The sequence below is a fragment of the Vibrio sp. 1580 genome, from assembly GCF_033340055.1.
On the sequence record NZ_JAWOVT010000003.1, the window covers coordinates 26,146 to 43,778 of the forward strand.

Below are 17,633 nucleotides of genomic sequence, written 5' to 3' on the forward strand. Positions count from 1 at the left end.
AACATGGAGTTACGGAATAAATCGGGGGAAGTTGCAAATATTGCTGATAACCTCACTTTGAAGGAAATCACAGAAATGGGCTACACCGTAGATTTATGCGATGAAGCATTTGCTCCTGGAGAGCATTGGAAAGCGGAAGGTAAAACGCAAGGTATGGGCGAGTATCCAGAGGAGTAAACGTCCTGACGAGCCAGCGCACAAAAGCGTTCCACAAACAGAAAAACCGAGCGACTTAACGCTCGGTTTTTTACTTTTGAACTTCTTGAATAAACAAGCTCATCTCTTCAAGATAATTGCCGTTTGAGCATCCCCAGTCGGTGACCTCAATCAACTCAGTAACTAACTGTCCAGACTCATCATCTTGCACTCTCTGCACAAACGCTTCAAAACGTTCCAGTTGTGCCTGACTCTTAACGCCATGCACGGCATATTCTACAAGCAAGCCGTTGTACGTCTGCCAGCGCTGGTCGCCAGCAACATCATTGCTTAAAATCACAGAACACTTTTGTTGAATGCTTTCAACCGCATCATTTCTTGGTGGCGCGACTGTGGAACATCCAACTAAAATCGTACCTACCGCCAATAACGTAACTGTTGTCTTATTTATCATATCGTTTCCAACTGTATCGCCACGATATGGAAATCTTATTACACCTGATAAGGATCATCGATAGCGCACCGCAGATTAATTACTTAATAAACTGTAAACTCCATACCAGTCTTAACACTGCAAGCTCATAACTCCTATTAACTCACCCAAATGTAAACAAATAGTAAAATCACCTTTACGCGATGCAAAATCGACAAATGAGATTAACATTCCTTTCTCGCGACCAAGCGTGCAATAATCAACTGTCTACATAACGAAACCATTTGAAGGATCAAAATGACCGCAACGGATTACCTCAACGACCTCAATCAACGTTACCTTGCGATTCACCGCACCAAAGAAGATTTCTTTTGGGAAACTTACATGGGGATCAGCGATGACCATAATGGCTCGACGCAAGCACAAACGGCATGGACAAGCTTTTTAAGCAACGCCGAGCAAATTACTGCCATCAAACAACAGCTTGAAGCCGCGGACTCAATTACCGACCCACAAGAGAAACAACAAACCATTACGGGTCTATCTGGTTGGCTGGCGATGTTTGAATCTCACGCTATCGAGGGCGAAAAAGCACAAGCGTTGAAAAATCAGCTCATTGCCTTTGAAGCTGAGCTCTTCGAGAAAAAACAGAACCACGTACAAACATTTACCGATGAGAACGGCGAGCAAGTAGAAGGTTCACTTCCAGTATTAAGCTCAACCATTCGCACCAGCAATCATGAAGAAGTTCGCCAATCGGCTCATCAAGCGTTGCTGAACCTTGAACAATGGCTACTGCAAAACGGCTTTATTGAACTGATCAAACTGCGCAACCAGTTCGCTCGCTCACTGGGTTATGCGACTTTCTTTGATTACTCCGTGCAAAAAACGGAAAAGATGAGCACTGAGCAGCTATTCGAGATTTTGGAAGATTTCGAACAACGCACGCGAGATGCGCACCTAAACAGCTTAGAAAACTTGGCGAAAGAGAAAGGCGCAAGCGCACTAGCAGGCTACAACTTTGTTTACTCATTCGCGGGTAACGTTATGCGTGACCTTGACCCATACGTGCCGTTCTCAAAATCTCTGAGACGCTGGGTAGAATCATTTGGTCGCCTAAATATTGATTACTCTGGCGCGACGCTAACGCTGGATTTACTAGATCGCAAAGGTAAGTACCCGAACGGGTTCTGCCACGGCCCTATCCCTTCTTTCTATAATCAAGGCGAATGGGTCGCAGCGCAGGTGAACTTCACCAGTAATGCCAAACCAGACCAAGTGGGCAGTGGCTACGATGGCATTAACACGCTGTTCCACGAAGGCGGCCACGCAGCACACTTTGCGAACGTAAAAATGAACGCGCCTTGTTTCTCGCAGGAGTTTTCGCCGACGTCAATGGCTTATGCAGAAACTCAGTCGATGTTCTGTGATAGCCTGTTAACCGATGCCGATTGGCTAAAACAGTACGCACTGGATGATGAAGGGAATTCTGTTCCTGATGAGATTATTCAAGCAATGATCAACAGCCGTCAGCCATTCAAAGCTTATGAAGAACGTAGCATCTTGGTTGTACCATATTTTGAGCGCGCGTTGTATCAATTGAGCGATGACGAGTTAACGCCAGAGCGCATCACTAAGCTCGCTCGCGATTGTGAAAAGCAGATCCTTGGTTTGGAATGCAGCCCTCGCCCACTGATGGCGATTCCACATTTGCTATCCGACGAAGCGGCTTGTGCGTATCAAGGTTATCTACTCGCGCACATGGCGGTGTATCAGACCCGTGCATACTTCCTTGAGAAGTTTGGTTACCTGACGGATAACCCAGAAATTGGCCCACTGCTGGCAAAACACTACTGGCACGCAGGCAATCACTTGTCGCACAACGAAACCATTGTCAGCCTGACTGGCGAAGGCTTCAATGCCAAATACCTTGCAGACGTGTGTAACCTGTCGCCAGAACAGGCATGGGAAGTGCAGCAGAAGAAAATCGACTCACTTGTGACGCGAGAGCGAGCATCAGTCGCTTCACTGAACGCCGCGATTAAAGTCGTCGACGGCAGTAAAGAGCTGGCAAGCAACGCCATCTCTGACGAACAAATGTGTGACAATTTTGAACGTTACATCGTAGAGACTTACGGTCGATAACACGCAGAAAGCCAGGAGCTTGCCTTCTGGCTTTTTATTCTTTAGCTAATGCAATAGGAAGGAAGATCCATGTACCAAGAAGTCATCAAATTTTGGTTCGAGGAGCTATCGCCCCAAAATTGGTTTGAAAACAACCCAGAACTGGACAAGCGTATTGCATCGCGATTTGCCTCGGTATTAGAACAAGCCGCTCGTTGTGAACTGTTTAATTGGCGTGACAGCGCACAAGGACGATTGGCCGAAATCATCGTCCTCGACCAGTTTTCACGTAATGTGTATCGCAACACCCCAAAAGCGTTTGCACAAGACCCACTCGCATTAGCATTGGCTCAAGAGGCAATTCGGTTAGGTCACGACAAAGAATTAGCGCCCGAGCAGCTAAGCTTTTTGTACATGCCGTTTATGCACAGCGAATCTCGCCTCATTCATGTCCAAGCTGAAAAATTGTTTCGCGCATCAGGGCTTGAAAATAACTACGATTTTGAGCTAAAACACAAAGCCATCATCGACCAGTTTGGGCGCTATCCTCATCGCAATGCGATACTGGGAAGAAAGAGCACTCCCGAAGAGTTAGCGTTTTTGCAACAACCTGGGTCAAGTTTCTAAATAACAATGAATAATGAGTTAACCATGAGAGACCACGCAGTATGTTGGCCATGCTTGCTAAAACTAGACGGCGACGATGAGCTGATCTACACGCATTCCCAGTCCGACTTAGACTCTGAATGCGAAGCCCTCATTTTTGGGCAAGATGATTACGTTATTGACTCAAATGGCAAAACGTTCGAATTGAAAAACAATGGTTCAAACACCACTCTTTTACACCCAAAAGAACGAACGCTGTCCGTAGAAGAGGTTACGTCATTAATCCAATCGCATGAATTCAGCCTCGCGCAACGGTGCATTATCAAGATTCATTTCACCTCGGTGAGGCAAGCTGTTGAGGCCTTAGCTCACTAACTCAATCCCAACATGCATAGCATTAAATAAAATTATCATTTTTATAATTTATGATAATTTCATGTAATCAACATCACACCATATACTCTCCCACATCGAAACAAGACAACGTTCAAACACACATGTTGGGAGCAAACAAATGAAAATGAATCATGTCGGTATTATGGTCGGAGATATGGACAAAGCGGTTGAGTTTTACACGCAAGCGCTAGGTCTAAAAGTCGTTATGGGCAACACGAAAGTAATTGAAGAACGCGAAACGGCAATTGGCAGAATGTGTATTGCGGTCTTTGGGGAAGGCTTTAAAGGCTTCAACATTGCGCACCTTGTGACAAGTGATGGCATCGGCCTTGAATTATTCGAAATGAAAGAGCGTCAAGAGCGCCATGAAGTGGATTTTTCTCGCATCGGTATCTTCCATTTCTGTTTGCAGACAGACGATTTTGAAGGTGCTATCAAACGCACCGAAGCACTAGGTGGCAAAGTGCGCATGGACATCATGCGTTACCACCCAGAAGACGATAATAAGCCTGCGAAAATGGTTTACCTAGAAGACCCATTCGGCAACCTATTCGAGCTTTACTCACATTCATACGAAGAAACTTACGCTTCTGATTACGAGTAATAGCCCCATCCATATTCCAAAAGGCTAGCAATACGCTAGCCTTTTTTGTTTGCTTTGAGTTGCAGTGTTTCTGCACTCGCTCTAGCAAAAAAACATCTGGAATTTGATCATTTCTCTCACCACTTTTAAGGTCACTTTATACTTACCTCAACACAATGCAAAAAGGAGTGAAGCATGCCCACCAAAAATCCAATCGCCATCAAAGCGCTTGATCATGTTGTTTTAAGGACCTGTAACCTCGATGCTATGTTGCATTTCTATCGAGACATTTTGGGCTGCCCTGTCGAACGCGAAGTAACGGAACTTGGTTTAACTCAACTTAGGGCAGGTAACGCATTGATTGATGTGGTGACGGTGGACAGCGAGTTAGGGCAACTTGGCGGTAAGCCACCAGTTCAAAATGGTCGTAATATTGACCATTTTTGCCTGCAATTGGCGCCTTTTTCCGAGGATGAATTACTGGAATATCTGCGTGCGCGCGGCATTGAAACCGAAGAGTTTGCGAAGCGGTATGGCGCACAAGGGTTCGGTAGATCACTCTATATACATGATCCGGAAGGAAATGTCGTCGAGTTAAAACCTCAAGTGATTGATGAGTAAGCGAGTAAAAAACCTTGTTATATTCTGAAAATAACAAGGTTAACTTCTAAAATAATTATTGAAGTAAGAACATATTATTAAGTCAAAATTCTAGCTGGCTCACCTATTTTTTTCTCGCCACCATTGTTTATTTATATGTTCTTGATGAACGTAAAAACTCTCCCCCGGCATTGGCGTCAGCAGCGTTATATGTTCTTTTTGACAATGGGTAAGCAAATCTAAAATCGGTTCGTCCCAACGGTGAGTAAATAGCTCGTATGTAGCCCAATGCACGGGCAACAGTTTTTTCGCATTTAAATCGTGAAACGCTTGCACGGTATGGTGAGCCTGCATGTGCCCCCAGTTTTCGACCGGATAACCTTGGCCTTTCACATCGGCAGCCACTTCCAAACAAGCAATGTCGATTGACCCACATCGCTTTGCGATCTCGGAAAAGTGCGAATCGTAAGCTGAATCGCCACTAAAATAGAGCGTCTCTTCTTTACCTTTGATGACCCAAGAAGCCCACAAGGTCGAGTTTTTATCGAAATAAGTACGACCAGAATTATGGTTAGCGGGCGTACAAATCAGTTCGATTCCGGCATAGTGCACGCTATCCCACCAATCGAATTCCACGATGTTGTCTGCGCAAACGCCCCACTTTATCAGATGCTTGCCAACCCCTAAGGGCACATAAAACGTCACGGATTTATCAGCGTAGAAACGTATGGTCGATGCTTCTAAGTGGTCGTAATGATCGTGCGAAATCACGATCATTTCAGGAATCGGCAAACAATCTCTGGCATGGGTATTGGGAATATTGCGTTCAAACCACGCTTTTGCGATGAACGGAGAAGCGTAATCAAATACCGGATCAGTCAGAATTCGAATGCCATCGACCTCCACCAGCATGGTGGAATGGCCCAGCCAAGTAACGCGCATCGATTCACTTCTCTGCGCAAACTGCGTAGGTTGAATTGGGAAATGTGGCAGATGTTCGTTAGGACTCAATGGCGTTCTACCACCAAGATAGCTCCAACACACCTGCCAGAATGATTGCGGGCTAGGGATATTTGGCATCTCGTTTTTAACGCGGCCGTTTTCAAATTGAGGCGAGTGGTGAACACGGTGCGCCAACTGCGCATGGTAGGTTTGAGGGGAAATCAGTGAACTTGGCTTTTGTGTCTTTTGTTCACTCGTTAGGTATGTGCGCTTAAGTATCGTTTCAGACATATCGTAGTTTTGTCTCGCTTGCGAACGCTCAACAGTAGGTTTATTAAAACGTGCGTGTATGTCTATTTCGTGACCAAAATGAGGTGTAAGATGAAGATTCAGTTTCAATCAAACGTTTTCTATATTAAGGAAGCGGTTCTCAAACCTTCTGAATACTGCGTCGGTTTGAAAGGAGAAAGCTATGGTGACTTGCAGCCAATACGATTTTATTGAAATCGCCTGTATGTTTAAGCTCCCTATCGAGATCACACTAAAAAATGGTGAAACTCATCAGGGCAACGCGTTCGACACAGGCTACGACATGCAGCGACAAGAGTGCTTGTTTTTAGATATGGATGGTGAGCACACCGCCTTCCCGACTGAACAATTAGTCGCAATGCGCGCGCTCAAAACCAATCCGCATTTTGACGAAGTGACATTTGAGTAAACGTCCTTCTTTCACTGGCACTGTCCAATAAAAAACGCCTCTCAAGCTGACACAACTTGAGAGGCGTTCTCTTACACTATTCACCGGAACTTCATGTTATTCACGCGACCGAATGAAAACCAGCATCGGCATCATGATCACGAACATCACTCCCACAAGCTGGAAGGTGTGCACAAACGCGACCATTTGCGATTGCTGCTGCAACATCTGTTGGTATTGGTCTAACGCAACCGGGTCGGTAATAGAAAGCCCCTGATTGGCCGCCCAGTCATGCAAGTTAGGATTATAAGGATTAATACCCTCTCCCAGCGCATGCCATTGCTGCTGACTATCACGATATTGGAACGTGGTTGCGATAGAGATACCAAACGAACTACCAATGGTACGGAACAGATTGTAAATACTCGCCGCCGCAACAGATTGCTCTTTCGGAATCGTTAAATACGCCAAGGTGGATAGCGTCGAGAAAGTTAAACCAAGCCCCATCCCCTGAATCATACTCGGCATCACAATCCAAAATGTATCGATCTGCAGTGAGTACTGCGTCATCAAATAGCTACCAATCCCGATGCAGCTCAAGCCAAAGACTATTTTGATTCTGGGATCGAATTGCGGATTGAGCTTAATCACCAAAATCAACATCGCCGCTGACGCCAACCCACGAGGTGCCATTAATAAGCCAGTGGTTGAGACCGGATAATCCAGCAAGCTTTCCAACAGCATTGGTTGTTGAGTCGTCAGACCAAACATCGCCATCGACACCACGGCAATCATCAATGACGAGACCATAAGGTTTCGGTCTTTCAGTAGCCATAATGGCGCTATTGGACTTTTGGTTTTCCAACTGCGATAGATCCACATCACCAATCCCATTACTGCGAGCAATATCGCCGTCTGGATCATGCGTGAGTTGAGCCAGTCTTCTTCGTTCCCTTTATCCAACACAAACTGCAACGCGCCCACACCTAACGCCATGTAACCGATGATCCACCAGTCAAAGTTAGGTTTGGATTTGTTGTCGATGTGGATATAACGATAAATCAAAGAGGTACAGATCAAACCGAATGGCAAGTTGATGTAAAAAATCCAGCGCCAGTTAATGTTGTCGGTGATCACACCACCCACGACTGGGCCCAAAATAGGACCAAGCAAAATGCCGATGGAGAAAATCGCCATCGCTTTGCCTTTTTGTTCGTACGGATAAATCTGCACTAACGTCGACTGCGCCAATGGAATCACCGACGCGCCGAAAGCGCCTTGGATAATGCGAAACAGCACCATCTCTTCAAGAGACTGTGCTTGCCCACAAAGCGCACTGGCAATCACAAAACCGACCACGGCAACCAGCATGACTTTGCGTTCACCAAAGCGCGACACCCAGAAACTGGTCATCGGAATGAAGATCGCTTCCGCCATGCTGTAACCCGTCAGCACCCAAGTAATTTGGTCTGCCGTTGCGCCCAACGCGCCCATCATGTGCGATAGCGACACGTTCGCAACGGTCATATCGATTAACACCATGATGGCAGAAAGCATCACGGCAACGGTGGCAATCCCCCGTTTGTCTGCCGTAATTTGATGGCTCATTGCACGCTACTTTGCAAATCAATGGTGACTTCTGAGCTCGCACCCACGCGAAGTTGCGGCGCATCGGCCGGTACTTCTAATGCCAAACGGACAGGGAAACGCTGTTTGATTTTAACCCAGTTACCCGTTGCGTTTTCTGGTGGCATCAAGGAGAACGATGTACCACTCGCAGGCGACAGCTGCTCTACCGTTGCTTTCCAAACCACGTCTGGGTACATATCAATCACCACATCCGCATGCATGCCAGGTTTAATATGAGTAAGATCGGTTTCTTTAAAGTTCGCGCGTACCCAATAGCTGTCTTTTAAAATCACAGGGAACAACGTTTGACCCACGCTAACGACCGAGCCTACGTGCGTATTGATTTCACCGGCAATGCCATCCACTGGTGACGTAATGTCGGTGTAGCTCAAGTTCAGCTCCGCTTGCGCTAACTGTGCTGCCGCTTGTTGAACGACCGCAGCCTCTGCGCCTTCTTCACCACGGTTCGCAATGGCTTTTTCTACCGTCGCACGTGCTTGCTCTAGGCTCGCTTGGGCATTGGCGAGTTTGTTTTTCGCCGTATCTAAATCTTGGTCCGACGCCAGTTTGCGTTTCACTAGGGAATCCGTACGTTTGTACTCTACTTGCGCTTCTATCAGGTTAGAGCGCGCCGCATCTAAGCCCGCAACAGCTTCAGTTACCTGCTTATCGGCAACGTCATGTTGCTGGACCGCCAATTGGTATGCCGCTTTTGCTTGCTTCACTGCCAACAAATATGGGCGTGAATCTATCTTCAGCAGTAGGTCACCTTTGTTAACAGATTGGAAGTCTTTGACATCCACAGAAACCACTTGGCCTTTTACCTGAGGCGCTACCGACAAAATTTTTGCCCTAACGTAGGCATCTTCCGTGCTTGGGTGACTGTCTGAATACTGCCAAGACCAATACATCGCACCAAATGCGATAACACAGAGAGTAAAGAAAAGAGTTTTTACCAGATTAGATCTGGAGGAGGAATGCTTTGCGATGTCGTCGCTCATTTATATTGTCCACTTGTTCAATTATGTGATCAGTGTAGGACTTTTCGATCTTCCGACAATAAAATGATCTGCAAGGTAAAGATCCAATTTTGCATGTTGCTAAGTGGAGTAAATGATGTGCAATCAAAACGAGGATAAAAAAGAGGGGCAGTCCCCGTAACCGCCCCCAAAGTCATGCCAATAATAGTAATGTGCGTGTAACTACTGGTTTTTCTTAGAACTTGTAACCGCCGCTGATCATAAATACCCAAGGGTTAATTTTGACGTCGGTTTTTTGCTTCACTCCACCTGCTTTATAAGTTGCTTCTGTCTCAATGTTTGCGTACCACGCAGCGGCGTTGAGGAACCATTGATCGTTGATCATATAATCCACACCAATATTCGCTGCTAGACCGAATGAATCATCTAATTTCAAATCTGACAGGTCAGCGCCTTTACCCGTACTATTGAAATCTTCATCAAAGAATATGGTGTAGTTCAGACCTGCACCAACGTATGGACGGAACTTACTTTGAGACTCGCCAAAATAGTACTGCACCATTAGCGTTGGTGGTAAATGTTTGGTTTTCGCGATATCACTACCAACCAAATCTGTCGAAATGTCGTGGCTGAATGGTGTTGCTGCTAGAAGCTCTAAACTGATGTTGTCTGTGAACATGTAGCCAAACGTCAAACCAAGCTGCGTATTTGAGTCAACTTCTAACTCTTCTTGAGAACCAAGAATCTTATCACTGCTGTCATTTGGAACGACAGACGCCGCACCAACACGAAGAACGAAGTCACCTTGTTTATGAGCGAAAACACTTGGTGACACGAGTGCAGCAACCACTGCTAGACTGCAGATTGTTTTTTTCATTTTTATTTCCTTTCGTAGGGCTTCGTTATGTCGTACCCAAAGGGGTGCCTGCTAACTGATCTGAGATTTCAAGTAAACTCAGCGCCTTGAAGCACACGGGTATCTATATCTTTTTGAGCTGTGCGCAATCTAGCACATAGAAACCCTACTATTTTGATGGAAATCAATTTGTGAAAAATATAGGTTTTTTGTATGGAGAAACGCCATACCGATCAACAAATTATGCAAATCGGATACAATTCTGTAATGCAAACTGTGCGTGTGAGTTGCCATGCATACCCATAAATGCGAATCCTCTCGTTAAGGCTCGTAGCCAGCAAAAACTTTCTTCTTCCTCTACGTCTTCTATTTTCAAAAAACAACCCACTTAAAACGCTCGTTTGACCCCTTAAAATCGCGATTTGAGGGGCTTGTAAAACACTGAAATACAAGAAGTTATTTTTCTGGAAAATCAGTCACTTGGAGTGCTAGTCTGCTCGCAGCTAAGGAGAAGACATGTTAAAAACCGATCTCATTTTTGAACGAGAAAACTTTTCTCATCACGATTTTCAGAATGCCACCTTTAAAAACTGCCACTTTTATATGTGCAGTTTCGACCATGCCGATCTGCGCGATGCTAAGTTCATCGACTTTCGCTTTATCGAATCCAAAGCGCTAGAAGGGTGTAGTTTTCGCTTCGCGAACTTAAAAGATGCCAGCTTCACGAACTGTATGTTGGCGATGAGCCTGTTTAACGGCGCAAATTGTATGGGCTTGGAGCTGCGTAAGTGCGATCTCAAAGGGGCAAACTTCCAAGGTGCGAACTTTGCTAATCGCGTCAGTAACACCATGTTTTTCTGTTCTGCTTTTATTACTGGCTGCAACCTCACCTACTGTAACTTCGAGCGAGTGTTACTAGAAAAATGTGACCTCTTTGAAAACCGTTGGAACGGTGCGAACCTCGCAGGGGCAACTCTCAAAGGCTCGGATTTATCTCGCTGCGAATTCTCGCCAGAACAATGGGGAACCTTTAACGTTGAGCAATGTGATCTGACTCATGTCGAACTAGACGGGCTGGATGTGCGCCGCGTTTCTCTGTTTGGTGTTAAGATTTGTGATTGGCAACAAGAGCAATTACTTGCGCCTTTTGGACTGATCATTCTCTAAGGAAAGGCCATGAATCTTTTTAAAGACTTACCGAATAACCTCGACGAGGAAGTGTTCGAAGACCTGCTGACCCACAAAAACCTGCGTATAGAACGCATTGTCTCTACGGGGCAAACCTCGCCCGAAAGTGGCTGGTACGATCAAGAAGAACATGAATGGGTCTTGGTTCTTAAAGGAGCTGGAGAGCTGACTTTTGAATCAGATGTAGTGCAACGACTTGAGGCAGGCGATCACGTTACGATTCCAGCTCATACCAAACACAAAGTGAGCTGGACTGACCCAACGCAAGAAACCATCTGGTTGGCGGTGTTTTATCAATAAACACAAAACGATCTTAAACCAAAAAATAGGCGCGAGTTTGCTCGATACTACTAAGCCGTCACTGGCACTGTTTGATTTTGATGGCACCATCACCCGAGAGGATATGTTTAGCCTTTTCCTCCACTATTCTGCTTATGGCCTGCGCAAACGAGTAGGAAAGGTCGCTATCATGCCATTTTATGCGCTGTACAAACTCGGAGTGTTACCCGCTCGTGTTATGCGCCCTCTCAGCAGTTTTATTGCATTTTCAGGGAAAGAAACGCAGAAAATTGAAGCGATTGGCACTCAGTTTGCCCATGAAGTGATCCCGCTGTACTTACGGCCAGAAGCGATGGAAAGGCTGGCTTGGCATCAACACCGAGGCGATACCATTGTAGTGGTGTCGGCATCACTCAATGCGTATCTCAAGCCTTGGTGTGAGGCGAACGGTTACCACTTGCTGTGCAGTGAACTGATCTCAGAACAGCCAAAACTGAGTGGCTTTTACCAGCAAGGTGATTGCAGTTTAGAAAGAAAAGTCTCGCGCGTTAAGGCCGCGTTTTCGCTCGACGAGTTTGCGTCTATTTATGCCTACGGTGATACGCACGAAGACATTCCGATGCTAAAACTGGCAGACTACGCGATGCTCAACTGGAGCGAGTGGAGAGCAAGCGAATAACGATATGTGCTCTGATTTTCAAGATAATCACTCGACCAAAATGGTCGTTTTAGACTGAAAAAACAAACCCTTCTCACATGAGAAGGGTTTTACTGTTCAGGGCCCGAATAACTGGCTTAACGCCATACACCCCATTGACCCGTAGTGCCAGGTTCCTCACCAGACGTCCACCACTGGGCAGTCCATTCTTTGCCGTTGTGCGTCACCACATCACCTTGGTTGTAAACGGCTGTCTTGTCCCACAAGTTGGTTGGTTCAACTGGTGGCGTGACATCCGCTTTGATCAGTGACAACGCATAACTGAAGTCTGCACTTGGCGCTAATACTTGGTTCGCATTCACGTTGTTACTGTCGAACATGTAGTGATTCATCTCTTGATGCCAAATACCCACATACCAATCGCCCGTTTGCTGCGCATTAAATTGATCCGCAATTTCTGCCGCCCAAGTCGCCGTATTGTTTGCACTGATTGGTAGTGAAATATCGACAATTTCATTGCCTGTCGCATTAAACGTACGAAAACGGATGGTGTCACCCGCTTCTACTGGTCCGAAACCTTGCTGAACAAAGTAGCCCAGAGATGTCAGATTATTGCCCGGTTCGGTTGGATCAACAGGGTCAGTCGGTGGCGTCGTGCCCGTTCCGTTTAACGTAATGTCACTACAGTTGTAGAAACCTTCACCGGCAACATCAATGCGCTGCCAACGAGTATAAAGCACCGCATCGCCGGAACGATCAGCAGGGAAAGTCACCTGAATACGGTAGCGTTTTTCCGCATCAACATACACATCACCTGCGGTGTCGATCAGCTCTAAATCACTCCAAGTAAGAGGTTTTGAATCATCATAAGTTGGCTTGGTGAGATAGAATTCCCAGTACGATGGGTTGTGCGGCGCTTTGCCGTAAAACACCAATTCAATCTGGTTATTTGCATCTGGCGTAACATTGGTGCGCTGCCAGTTTGGAGAAGGAATGTTCAAGCCTTTCTTAGCTGCATCGCCAGCAGAACATAGCTCACCGTCGCGAACCACGGCTTTCACATGCTCCATATCTCGGTAATTTGGTACGTTTGCTGCAATTTCGCTGCGTTGCACAAACGGGTACGCACCAGATTCTTCAAAAGCCGCTTTACACGCTTGGTTAGGGATCTCGTTGGTCCAAAAGCCACCGTCTAAATAACACGTATTTTGACGAGCACTTGGAAACTCTACCCAGCCGTGGGCGTTGACGTTAAATGAGCTCAATGCGGCAACAGCGCTTAAGCTCAAAAGAGGAAGTGTTACATGTGATTTCATCGTGCATCCTTAATTTTGCTGACTCGCCGCTCTGAAACACAAGCGGTTTAAGCAAAACTAGCAGGATGGGATTATTTAGAAGGTGAGAATAAATATGGAAATTGTCAGAGTGCCATCTGCTTTCCAGCATTTGTTGTGAACCATTCTCATACTCGACTGACTCTTTCGAGTCACTTCAAATTCATGTGCCACAAAAACTGTCACTCTCGTTTGGCTATCGCTCGTCTTTTGGTGTGTCCATCACCACCATCGTTGTGATCGACTTGACGTGTTCGCACTCACCCAACACATCAGCATGGAACGCTTTATAAGCGGCGAGATCTTGCGTCTCTACGCGTATGAGATATTCGTTAGATCCCGTAATGTTGTGACATTCCACCACCTCGTTTACAAAACGCACATGCTCTTCGAAACCCAGCTGTGCCTGCTTAGAGTGCGAGGCCAAACCAATCGACACATAAGCAACAAAACCCACGCCAAGTTGCTGATTATCCAGTACTGCTCGGTAGCCTTTGATCACGCCTTTACGCTCTAAATCTTGCACTCGGCGTAAGGTGGCAGATGGAGATAAACCAACACGTTCCGACAGCTCTACATTGGAGATTCTTCCGTCGCGCTTAAGCACTTGCAATATTCTTTCGTCAAATCTATCCATGATGATGTTTCATTGCTTATTTAGTTTCTAATCATCAAATAAAAGCACAATATTGACCTCAGTTCTACTTATAGTTGTTCTTTACTTATCGAGAACTGATTCAAGGAACAATCTATGGAATATCATCAACTGGGCGCTTTGGCGTTGTTCGCTTTTGTCTCCACTTTTACGCCGGGTCCCAATAACATTATGTTGATGACCTCAGGGGCAAATGTCGGCTTTAAACGCACTATCCCACATATGTTGGGCATTACCTTTGGCTTTGGTGCCATGCTAATTTTGGTGGGCATTGGCTTGATGAGCCTGTTCCACGCATATCCAATTACACACTCCATTTTGAAAGTGTTGAGCTTGAGTTATTTGCTGTACTTGACGTACAAAATCGCCACCAGCGACAAAACCGAAGCAAAACACGATTTTCGCCCAATGTCTTTTTTAGGGGCTGTCGCATTCCAATGGGTGAACCCAAAAGGTTGGTCGATGGCGTTGACGGCCATTACGGTATACAGCAGTGGCGGTGCATGGCTCGAACTGACTTTTATCGCCGGTATCTTCTGCTTAGCTAACTTGCCATCGGTAACATTTTGGACGGCGGCAGGTATGCAATTGCAGCGTTGGTTGACCACCGATAAACGCGTTAAGGGGTTCAACTACAGCATGGCTGCGCTGTTGCTTTTGTCTACGATTCCAATGATATAAGTCTATTTTGGGTTAAAAAACGACTCACTTTACGTAATTGGGAAAGGACAGATACTGCATTTTGCTTGAGGCTTTGGCGTTAATTCACAGTGTAAATTTGTTTAAAGACGCTACCCTCTTGTTAGGGAACTTGATAATCTTTAAATGAGAAAGAGAATAATTATCGAGTAAAGTAACAATGAAAAAGAAGCCTCAACCTAAAACGCTTGTTGTCACAGACACAGAAACCATCACTCCAAACATGCAGCGCATTACCTTGCAAGGTGAGGCGCTGAGCCACTTTCCTCGTGACTGCGAAGGCAGTTACATCAAATTACTGTTTAACGATATGGGCGGCGCGGATCTGAGCATCCTGCCAGAAGACGACCGACCAATCATGCGCACCTACACTATCCGACGCTTTCATCCAGAAACCAGTTCAATCGAAGTGGATTTCGTCCGACACGTAACGCAAGATCTGCAATGCGGATTTGCAGCGCGTTGGGCAATGGCCGCGCAAAAAGGCGACACGATAAGCATCGTAGGGCCGGGTAGCATCTCCAACTTAAATACTGAGGCGGATTGGTTCTTCATGGCTGCCGATATGACGGCACTTCCAGCACTTTCTGCGAAAATTCGCACGCTGCCAGAAGAGGCCAAAGGCTACGCTGTGATCAGCGTGATGTCTCCAGCCGACATTCAACCCCTACACGCGCCAGCAGGCATGGAGTTGATTTGGCTAACTGAACAGCAAACCTTGGCTGATAGCGTTCGCGAACTCGAGTGGTTAGATGGTAACGCTTCGGTATGGTGTGCGTGTGAGTTCGATTCAATGCGTGCGCTGCGCCAATATTTCCGCAACGAAAAAGAAGTCGATCGCGAGAATATCTACATCAGCAGCTATTGGAAGCAAGGCGTGTCTGAAGATGGGCACAAAGTGATTAAACGTGAAGACGCGGAATCCAACCAATAGTGATTCATGTCTTTTCGATTCCAGCTCTCATCCTAATAAAAACGCCCGGCATCACCGGGCGTTTTAGCGACTTCAGTTGTATTAAAGTTCATGAAAACTCTAATCCGCTAGTTCCTGCGCTAAAAAGTCGATTAACAACCTCACTTTGGGCGATAAATTTCGGCTTTGTGGATACAGTGCCCAAATGCCTTCACGGTCGTCTCGGTAATCGGTCAGCACCTCGACTAGCTCACCGTTATCTAGAGCTTCTTGAACGTAATAGTCCGGCAACTGCACTAAACCCAAACCACGTTTTGCGGCGCCCATTAGCGCAAAACCACTATTGCATTTAATTCTCCCCGATACGCGCAAAGACTTATCGCGTTTATTTTCCTTAAAATGCCAATAATCGACCGAACCAACTAGGCACTGATGTCGAGCCAGTTCGGATAATGTGTGAGGCTCGCCAAATCGCTCCAAATACATAGGGCTAGCACACACGTAATTTTGACGCGACGAAAGACGCTTTGCGATCATGCTGGAATCTTGCAGGCGGCCAAGACGAATCGCCACGTCTACCCCTTGCTCTATCAAATCCAGTTTTTGATTGGTCAGAACTAAATCGAGGTCCACACGCGGGTACTTCTCCAAAAACTGATGCAAGAGCGGTGCGAGGTTCATTTCCCCATAGGTCACAGGCGCTGTCACACGCAGCAAACCTCGCGGTTCGGTTTGCATTTGCGTTACAGCAAGCTCAGCTAGTTCTAGCCCTTCGACCAAGTGTTTGCACTGCTGATAATAAAGCTGTCCAGCTTCAGACAGAGAAACTTTTCGCGTCGTGCGATGCAGTAACTTAACCGCAAGACGCTCTTCAAGTGCCGATACGCGGCGACTGATTTGTGCCACTGACGTTTTCAGTTTAGCCGCGGCAGCTGTAAAGCTGTTAGTTTCCGCTACGGCAACAAACTCGCTGACTCCTTCCCAATTCGCCATGCTGTATTCCTGTCGACCTCTTCTAGACAAATAGTGATTACATTGTTCTCGTCGAGCTACGCTTTGAAAACGGGAAAACTTTACGCGTCAGGTAACGGACGAAGTTCGTCGTATTGCGCATCAAGCTCAATACCAAAATATTCTTTCAACGCATCCAGGTAGGCTTGACCTGGCTCTAGCTCTAGCTCTATTTCTGTTAGCTCTTCATGATTGGTGCATCTGAGTGTGTAGTTAAACAACGTCACCAACCCACTTTCTGTCGCTCTAGTAGCGACTCTTGCGCTAGTAAAACGTGAATTAGGCGAAGTCGAGGTAAAGAAGTTGCTACATGCAATGTCACCAGCAAACACAAACTCTAGGTCAAAGCTGTATAGATTGTTCCACGTGTCCGTTCCATCGGTTGAAAGCACTTGGAGGAAATAACCAAACTGAGCATCTTTGACAAAACGGAAGGTTTGTAAATCCGTCTGAATCACTTGGTCAAGGATAAATGGCAATGGCGCTCGAGGGGTATTGGAGCCAAAACCCACATCGACAATCCATGTTTGTTCCTCTAACGTCACTAACGTGATTTGATGACTACGACCTGTTGGTGTACCAGACACATGTACACGCCCTAGCAAACTTCGCGCTTCAAACCCAAGAGTGTTGAGCACATCAAGCATTAAACCATTTAATTCAAAGCAGTAACCACCGCGAGAGTGGTACACGGTTTTTTGAATAATATCTTCAATCTCAACAGAGACGCCTCGCTGCAATGCGATGTCAAAATTCTCAAACGGCAGGCAACGATGCTGCGCCACGTGAATTCTGTGCAATGACTCCAAATCGGCGGGCAATTCACTAGGCAAGCCTAGCTTGGTTAAATAGGCACTCAGATCCGTCTTATTCATAATCACTCTTACTTAGCTG

Annotated in this window: 21 protein-coding genes; 12 read left to right on the top strand and 9 right to left on the bottom strand. The window is 46.2% G+C overall.

Features of this window, described 5'->3' with window-relative positions; translation table 11 throughout:
* The first annotated feature begins 3 nt into the window (after positions 1-3).
* On the top strand, positions 4-177 hold the full coding sequence (locus R7093_RS05435; RefSeq protein WP_005374332.1) for a hypothetical protein: 174 nt from the start codon (positions 4-6) through the stop codon (positions 175-177).
* Positions 178-247: 70 nt separating this feature from the next.
* Here the strand turns inward: R7093_RS05435 and R7093_RS05440 are convergent, their stop codons facing one another.
* Positions 248-610, bottom strand: coding sequence for a hypothetical protein (locus R7093_RS05440; protein ID WP_318146545.1), 363 nt, complete (start codon positions 608-610; stop codon positions 248-250).
* Positions 611-886: 276 nt separating this feature from the next.
* Between R7093_RS05440 and R7093_RS05445 the strand changes: the two genes are divergently transcribed.
* The 5 genes from R7093_RS05445 to R7093_RS05465 all read left to right on the top strand — a co-directional run bounded on the left by R7093_RS05445 (position 887) and on the right by R7093_RS05465 (position 4,919).
* Complete coding sequence (locus R7093_RS05445; protein ID WP_318146546.1) at positions 887-2,734, top strand: M3 family metallopeptidase; 1,848 nt, start codon at positions 887-889, stop codon at positions 2,732-2,734.
* A 69-nt stretch (positions 2,735-2,803) separates the two neighbouring features.
* On the top strand, positions 2,804-3,340 hold the full coding sequence (locus tag R7093_RS05450; protein ID WP_064369523.1) for a DUF924 family protein: 537 nt from the start codon (positions 2,804-2,806) through the stop codon (positions 3,338-3,340).
* Positions 3,341-3,364: 24 nt separating this feature from the next.
* Positions 3,365-3,694: a DUF4144 domain-containing protein gene (locus tag R7093_RS05455; RefSeq protein WP_213906615.1), complete on the top strand. Its 330-nt coding sequence runs from the start codon at positions 3,365-3,367 to the stop codon at positions 3,692-3,694.
* A 139-nt stretch (positions 3,695-3,833) separates the two neighbouring features.
* Positions 3,834-4,319 (top strand): VOC family protein, encoded by a 486-nt coding sequence (locus R7093_RS05460; RefSeq protein WP_025768760.1) that lies wholly within the window; start codon positions 3,834-3,836, stop codon positions 4,317-4,319.
* 174 nt (positions 4,320-4,493) lie between these two features.
* Positions 4,494-4,919, top strand: coding sequence for a VOC family protein (locus R7093_RS05465; RefSeq protein WP_017634369.1), 426 nt, complete (start codon positions 4,494-4,496; stop codon positions 4,917-4,919).
* A gap of 99 nt (positions 4,920-5,018) precedes the next feature.
* Here R7093_RS05465 and R7093_RS05470 read toward each other — a convergent pair whose 3' ends face one another.
* Positions 5,019-6,131: an MBL fold metallo-hydrolase gene (locus R7093_RS05470; RefSeq protein WP_318146580.1), complete on the bottom strand. Its 1,113-nt coding sequence runs from the start codon at positions 6,129-6,131 to the stop codon at positions 5,019-5,021.
* A gap of 181 nt (positions 6,132-6,312) precedes the next feature.
* On the opposite strand from R7093_RS05470, the gene R7093_RS05475 reads away from it, so the two are divergent.
* Positions 6,313-6,558 (top strand): Rho-binding antiterminator, encoded by a 246-nt coding sequence (locus R7093_RS05475; RefSeq protein WP_005374351.1) that lies wholly within the window; start codon positions 6,313-6,315, stop codon positions 6,556-6,558.
* Positions 6,559-6,654: 96 nt separating this feature from the next.
* On the opposite strand, the gene R7093_RS05480 is transcribed toward R7093_RS05475, so the two are convergent.
* From R7093_RS05480 to ompW, 3 genes are all read right to left on the bottom strand, one after another.
* Positions 6,655-8,145 carry an MDR family MFS transporter gene (locus R7093_RS05480; protein ID WP_006740970.1) on the bottom strand — a complete coding sequence of 497 codons (1,491 nt, stop codon included), beginning with the start codon at positions 8,143-8,145 and terminating at the stop codon, positions 6,655-6,657.
* Positions 8,142-9,167: an HlyD family secretion protein gene (locus tag R7093_RS05485; protein WP_149191658.1), complete on the bottom strand. Its 1,026-nt coding sequence runs from the start codon at positions 9,165-9,167 to the stop codon at positions 8,142-8,144. Before R7093_RS05485 ends, R7093_RS05480 begins: the two co-directional genes overlap by 4 nt.
* Positions 9,168-9,381: 214 nt before the next feature.
* Positions 9,382-10,023, bottom strand: a complete 642-nt coding sequence (gene ompW / locus R7093_RS05490) for an outer membrane protein OmpW (RefSeq protein WP_017634373.1) — start codon at positions 10,021-10,023, stop codon at positions 9,382-9,384.
* Between the two features lie 495 nt (positions 10,024-10,518).
* Between ompW and R7093_RS05495 the strand changes: the two genes are divergently transcribed.
* Genes R7093_RS05495 through R7093_RS05505 form a run of 3 tightly spaced genes read left to right on the top strand, consistent with a single transcriptional unit; the run spans position 10,519 to position 12,148 of the window.
* A complete protein-coding gene (locus tag R7093_RS05495; protein WP_318146547.1) occupies positions 10,519-11,169 on the top strand; it encodes a Qnr family pentapeptide repeat protein in 651 nt (216 codons plus the stop codon).
* Between the two features lie 9 nt (positions 11,170-11,178).
* Entirely contained in the window at positions 11,179-11,490 is a 312-nt protein-coding gene (locus R7093_RS05500) for a cupin domain-containing protein (RefSeq protein ID WP_047725283.1), read from the top strand.
* A gap of 37 nt (positions 11,491-11,527) precedes the next feature.
* On the top strand, positions 11,528-12,148 hold the full coding sequence (locus R7093_RS05505) for an HAD-IB family hydrolase (RefSeq protein ID WP_203345505.1): 621 nt from the start codon (positions 11,528-11,530) through the stop codon (positions 12,146-12,148).
* Between the two features lie 116 nt (positions 12,149-12,264).
* Here R7093_RS05505 and R7093_RS05510 read toward each other — a convergent pair whose 3' ends face one another.
* Both R7093_RS05510 and R7093_RS05515 read right to left on the bottom strand, forming a co-directional pair.
* Positions 12,265-13,443 carry a lytic polysaccharide monooxygenase gene (locus R7093_RS05510; RefSeq protein WP_213963998.1) on the bottom strand — a complete coding sequence of 393 codons (1,179 nt, stop codon included), beginning with the start codon at positions 13,441-13,443 and terminating at the stop codon, positions 12,265-12,267.
* Positions 13,444-13,657: 214 nt separating this feature from the next.
* Positions 13,658-14,098, bottom strand: coding sequence for an Lrp/AsnC family transcriptional regulator (locus R7093_RS05515; RefSeq protein WP_005374369.1), 441 nt, complete (start codon positions 14,096-14,098; stop codon positions 13,658-13,660).
* A gap of 114 nt (positions 14,099-14,212) precedes the next feature.
* Between R7093_RS05515 and R7093_RS05520 the strand changes: the two genes are divergently transcribed.
* Positions 14,213-14,797, top strand: a complete 585-nt coding sequence (locus tag R7093_RS05520) for a LysE family translocator (RefSeq protein ID WP_062730858.1) — start codon at positions 14,213-14,215, stop codon at positions 14,795-14,797.
* A gap of 178 nt (positions 14,798-14,975) precedes the next feature.
* Complete coding sequence (locus R7093_RS05525) at positions 14,976-15,749, top strand: siderophore-interacting protein (RefSeq protein WP_062730859.1); 774 nt, start codon at positions 14,976-14,978, stop codon at positions 15,747-15,749.
* A 99-nt stretch (positions 15,750-15,848) separates the two neighbouring features.
* On the opposite strand, the gene R7093_RS05530 is transcribed toward R7093_RS05525, so the two are convergent.
* Both R7093_RS05530 and R7093_RS05535 read right to left on the bottom strand, forming a co-directional pair.
* On the bottom strand, positions 15,849-16,721 hold the full coding sequence (locus R7093_RS05530) for a LysR family transcriptional regulator (RefSeq protein WP_017633836.1): 873 nt from the start codon (positions 16,719-16,721) through the stop codon (positions 15,849-15,851).
* A gap of 80 nt (positions 16,722-16,801) precedes the next feature.
* A complete protein-coding gene (locus R7093_RS05535) occupies positions 16,802-17,614 on the bottom strand; it encodes an arylamine N-acetyltransferase (protein ID WP_318146548.1) in 813 nt (270 codons plus the stop codon).
* Between the last annotated feature and the right edge of the window lie 19 nt (positions 17,615-17,633).

Excerpts from the sequence above, each read along its gene's own strand:
- R7093_RS05435 (WP_005374332.1), top strand. The coding sequence starts at position 4 with ATGGAGTTACGGAATAAATCGGGGGAAGTTGCAAATATTGCTGATAAC.
- R7093_RS05440 (WP_318146545.1), bottom strand. The coding sequence starts at position 610 with ATGATAAATAAGACAACAGTTACGTTATTGGCGGTAGGTACGATTTTA.
- R7093_RS05445 (WP_318146546.1), top strand. The coding sequence starts at position 887 with ATGACCGCAACGGATTACCTCAACGACCTCAATCAACGTTACCTTGCG.
- R7093_RS05450 (WP_064369523.1), top strand. The coding sequence starts at position 2,804 with ATGTACCAAGAAGTCATCAAATTTTGGTTCGAGGAGCTATCGCCCCAA.
- R7093_RS05455 (WP_213906615.1), top strand. The coding sequence starts at position 3,365 with ATGAGAGACCACGCAGTATGTTGGCCATGCTTGCTAAAACTAGACGGC.
- R7093_RS05460 (WP_025768760.1), top strand. The coding sequence starts at position 3,834 with ATGAAAATGAATCATGTCGGTATTATGGTCGGAGATATGGACAAAGCG.
- R7093_RS05465 (WP_017634369.1), top strand. The coding sequence starts at position 4,494 with ATGCCCACCAAAAATCCAATCGCCATCAAAGCGCTTGATCATGTTGTT.
- R7093_RS05470 (WP_318146580.1), bottom strand. The coding sequence starts at position 6,131 with ATGTCTGAAACGATACTTAAGCGCACATACCTAACGAGTGAACAAAAG.
- R7093_RS05475 (WP_005374351.1), top strand. The coding sequence starts at position 6,313 with ATGGTGACTTGCAGCCAATACGATTTTATTGAAATCGCCTGTATGTTT.
- R7093_RS05480 (WP_006740970.1), bottom strand. The coding sequence starts at position 8,145 with ATGAGCCATCAAATTACGGCAGACAAACGGGGGATTGCCACCGTTGCC.
- R7093_RS05485 (WP_149191658.1), bottom strand. The coding sequence starts at position 9,167 with ATGAGCGACGACATCGCAAAGCATTCCTCCTCCAGATCTAATCTGGTA.
- ompW (WP_017634373.1), bottom strand. The coding sequence starts at position 10,023 with ATGAAAAAAACAATCTGCAGTCTAGCAGTGGTTGCTGCACTCGTGTCA.
- R7093_RS05495 (WP_318146547.1), top strand. The coding sequence starts at position 10,519 with ATGTTAAAAACCGATCTCATTTTTGAACGAGAAAACTTTTCTCATCAC.
- R7093_RS05500 (WP_047725283.1), top strand. The coding sequence starts at position 11,179 with ATGAATCTTTTTAAAGACTTACCGAATAACCTCGACGAGGAAGTGTTC.
- R7093_RS05510 (WP_213963998.1), bottom strand. The coding sequence starts at position 13,443 with ATGAAATCACATGTAACACTTCCTCTTTTGAGCTTAAGCGCTGTTGCC.
- R7093_RS05515 (WP_005374369.1), bottom strand. The coding sequence starts at position 14,098 with ATGGATAGATTTGACGAAAGAATATTGCAAGTGCTTAAGCGCGACGGA.
- R7093_RS05520 (WP_062730858.1), top strand. The coding sequence starts at position 14,213 with ATGGAATATCATCAACTGGGCGCTTTGGCGTTGTTCGCTTTTGTCTCC.
- R7093_RS05525 (WP_062730859.1), top strand. The coding sequence starts at position 14,976 with ATGAAAAAGAAGCCTCAACCTAAAACGCTTGTTGTCACAGACACAGAA.
- R7093_RS05530 (WP_017633836.1), bottom strand. The coding sequence starts at position 16,721 with ATGGCGAATTGGGAAGGAGTCAGCGAGTTTGTTGCCGTAGCGGAAACT.
- R7093_RS05535 (WP_318146548.1), bottom strand. The coding sequence starts at position 17,614 with ATGAATAAGACGGATCTGAGTGCCTATTTAACCAAGCTAGGCTTGCCT.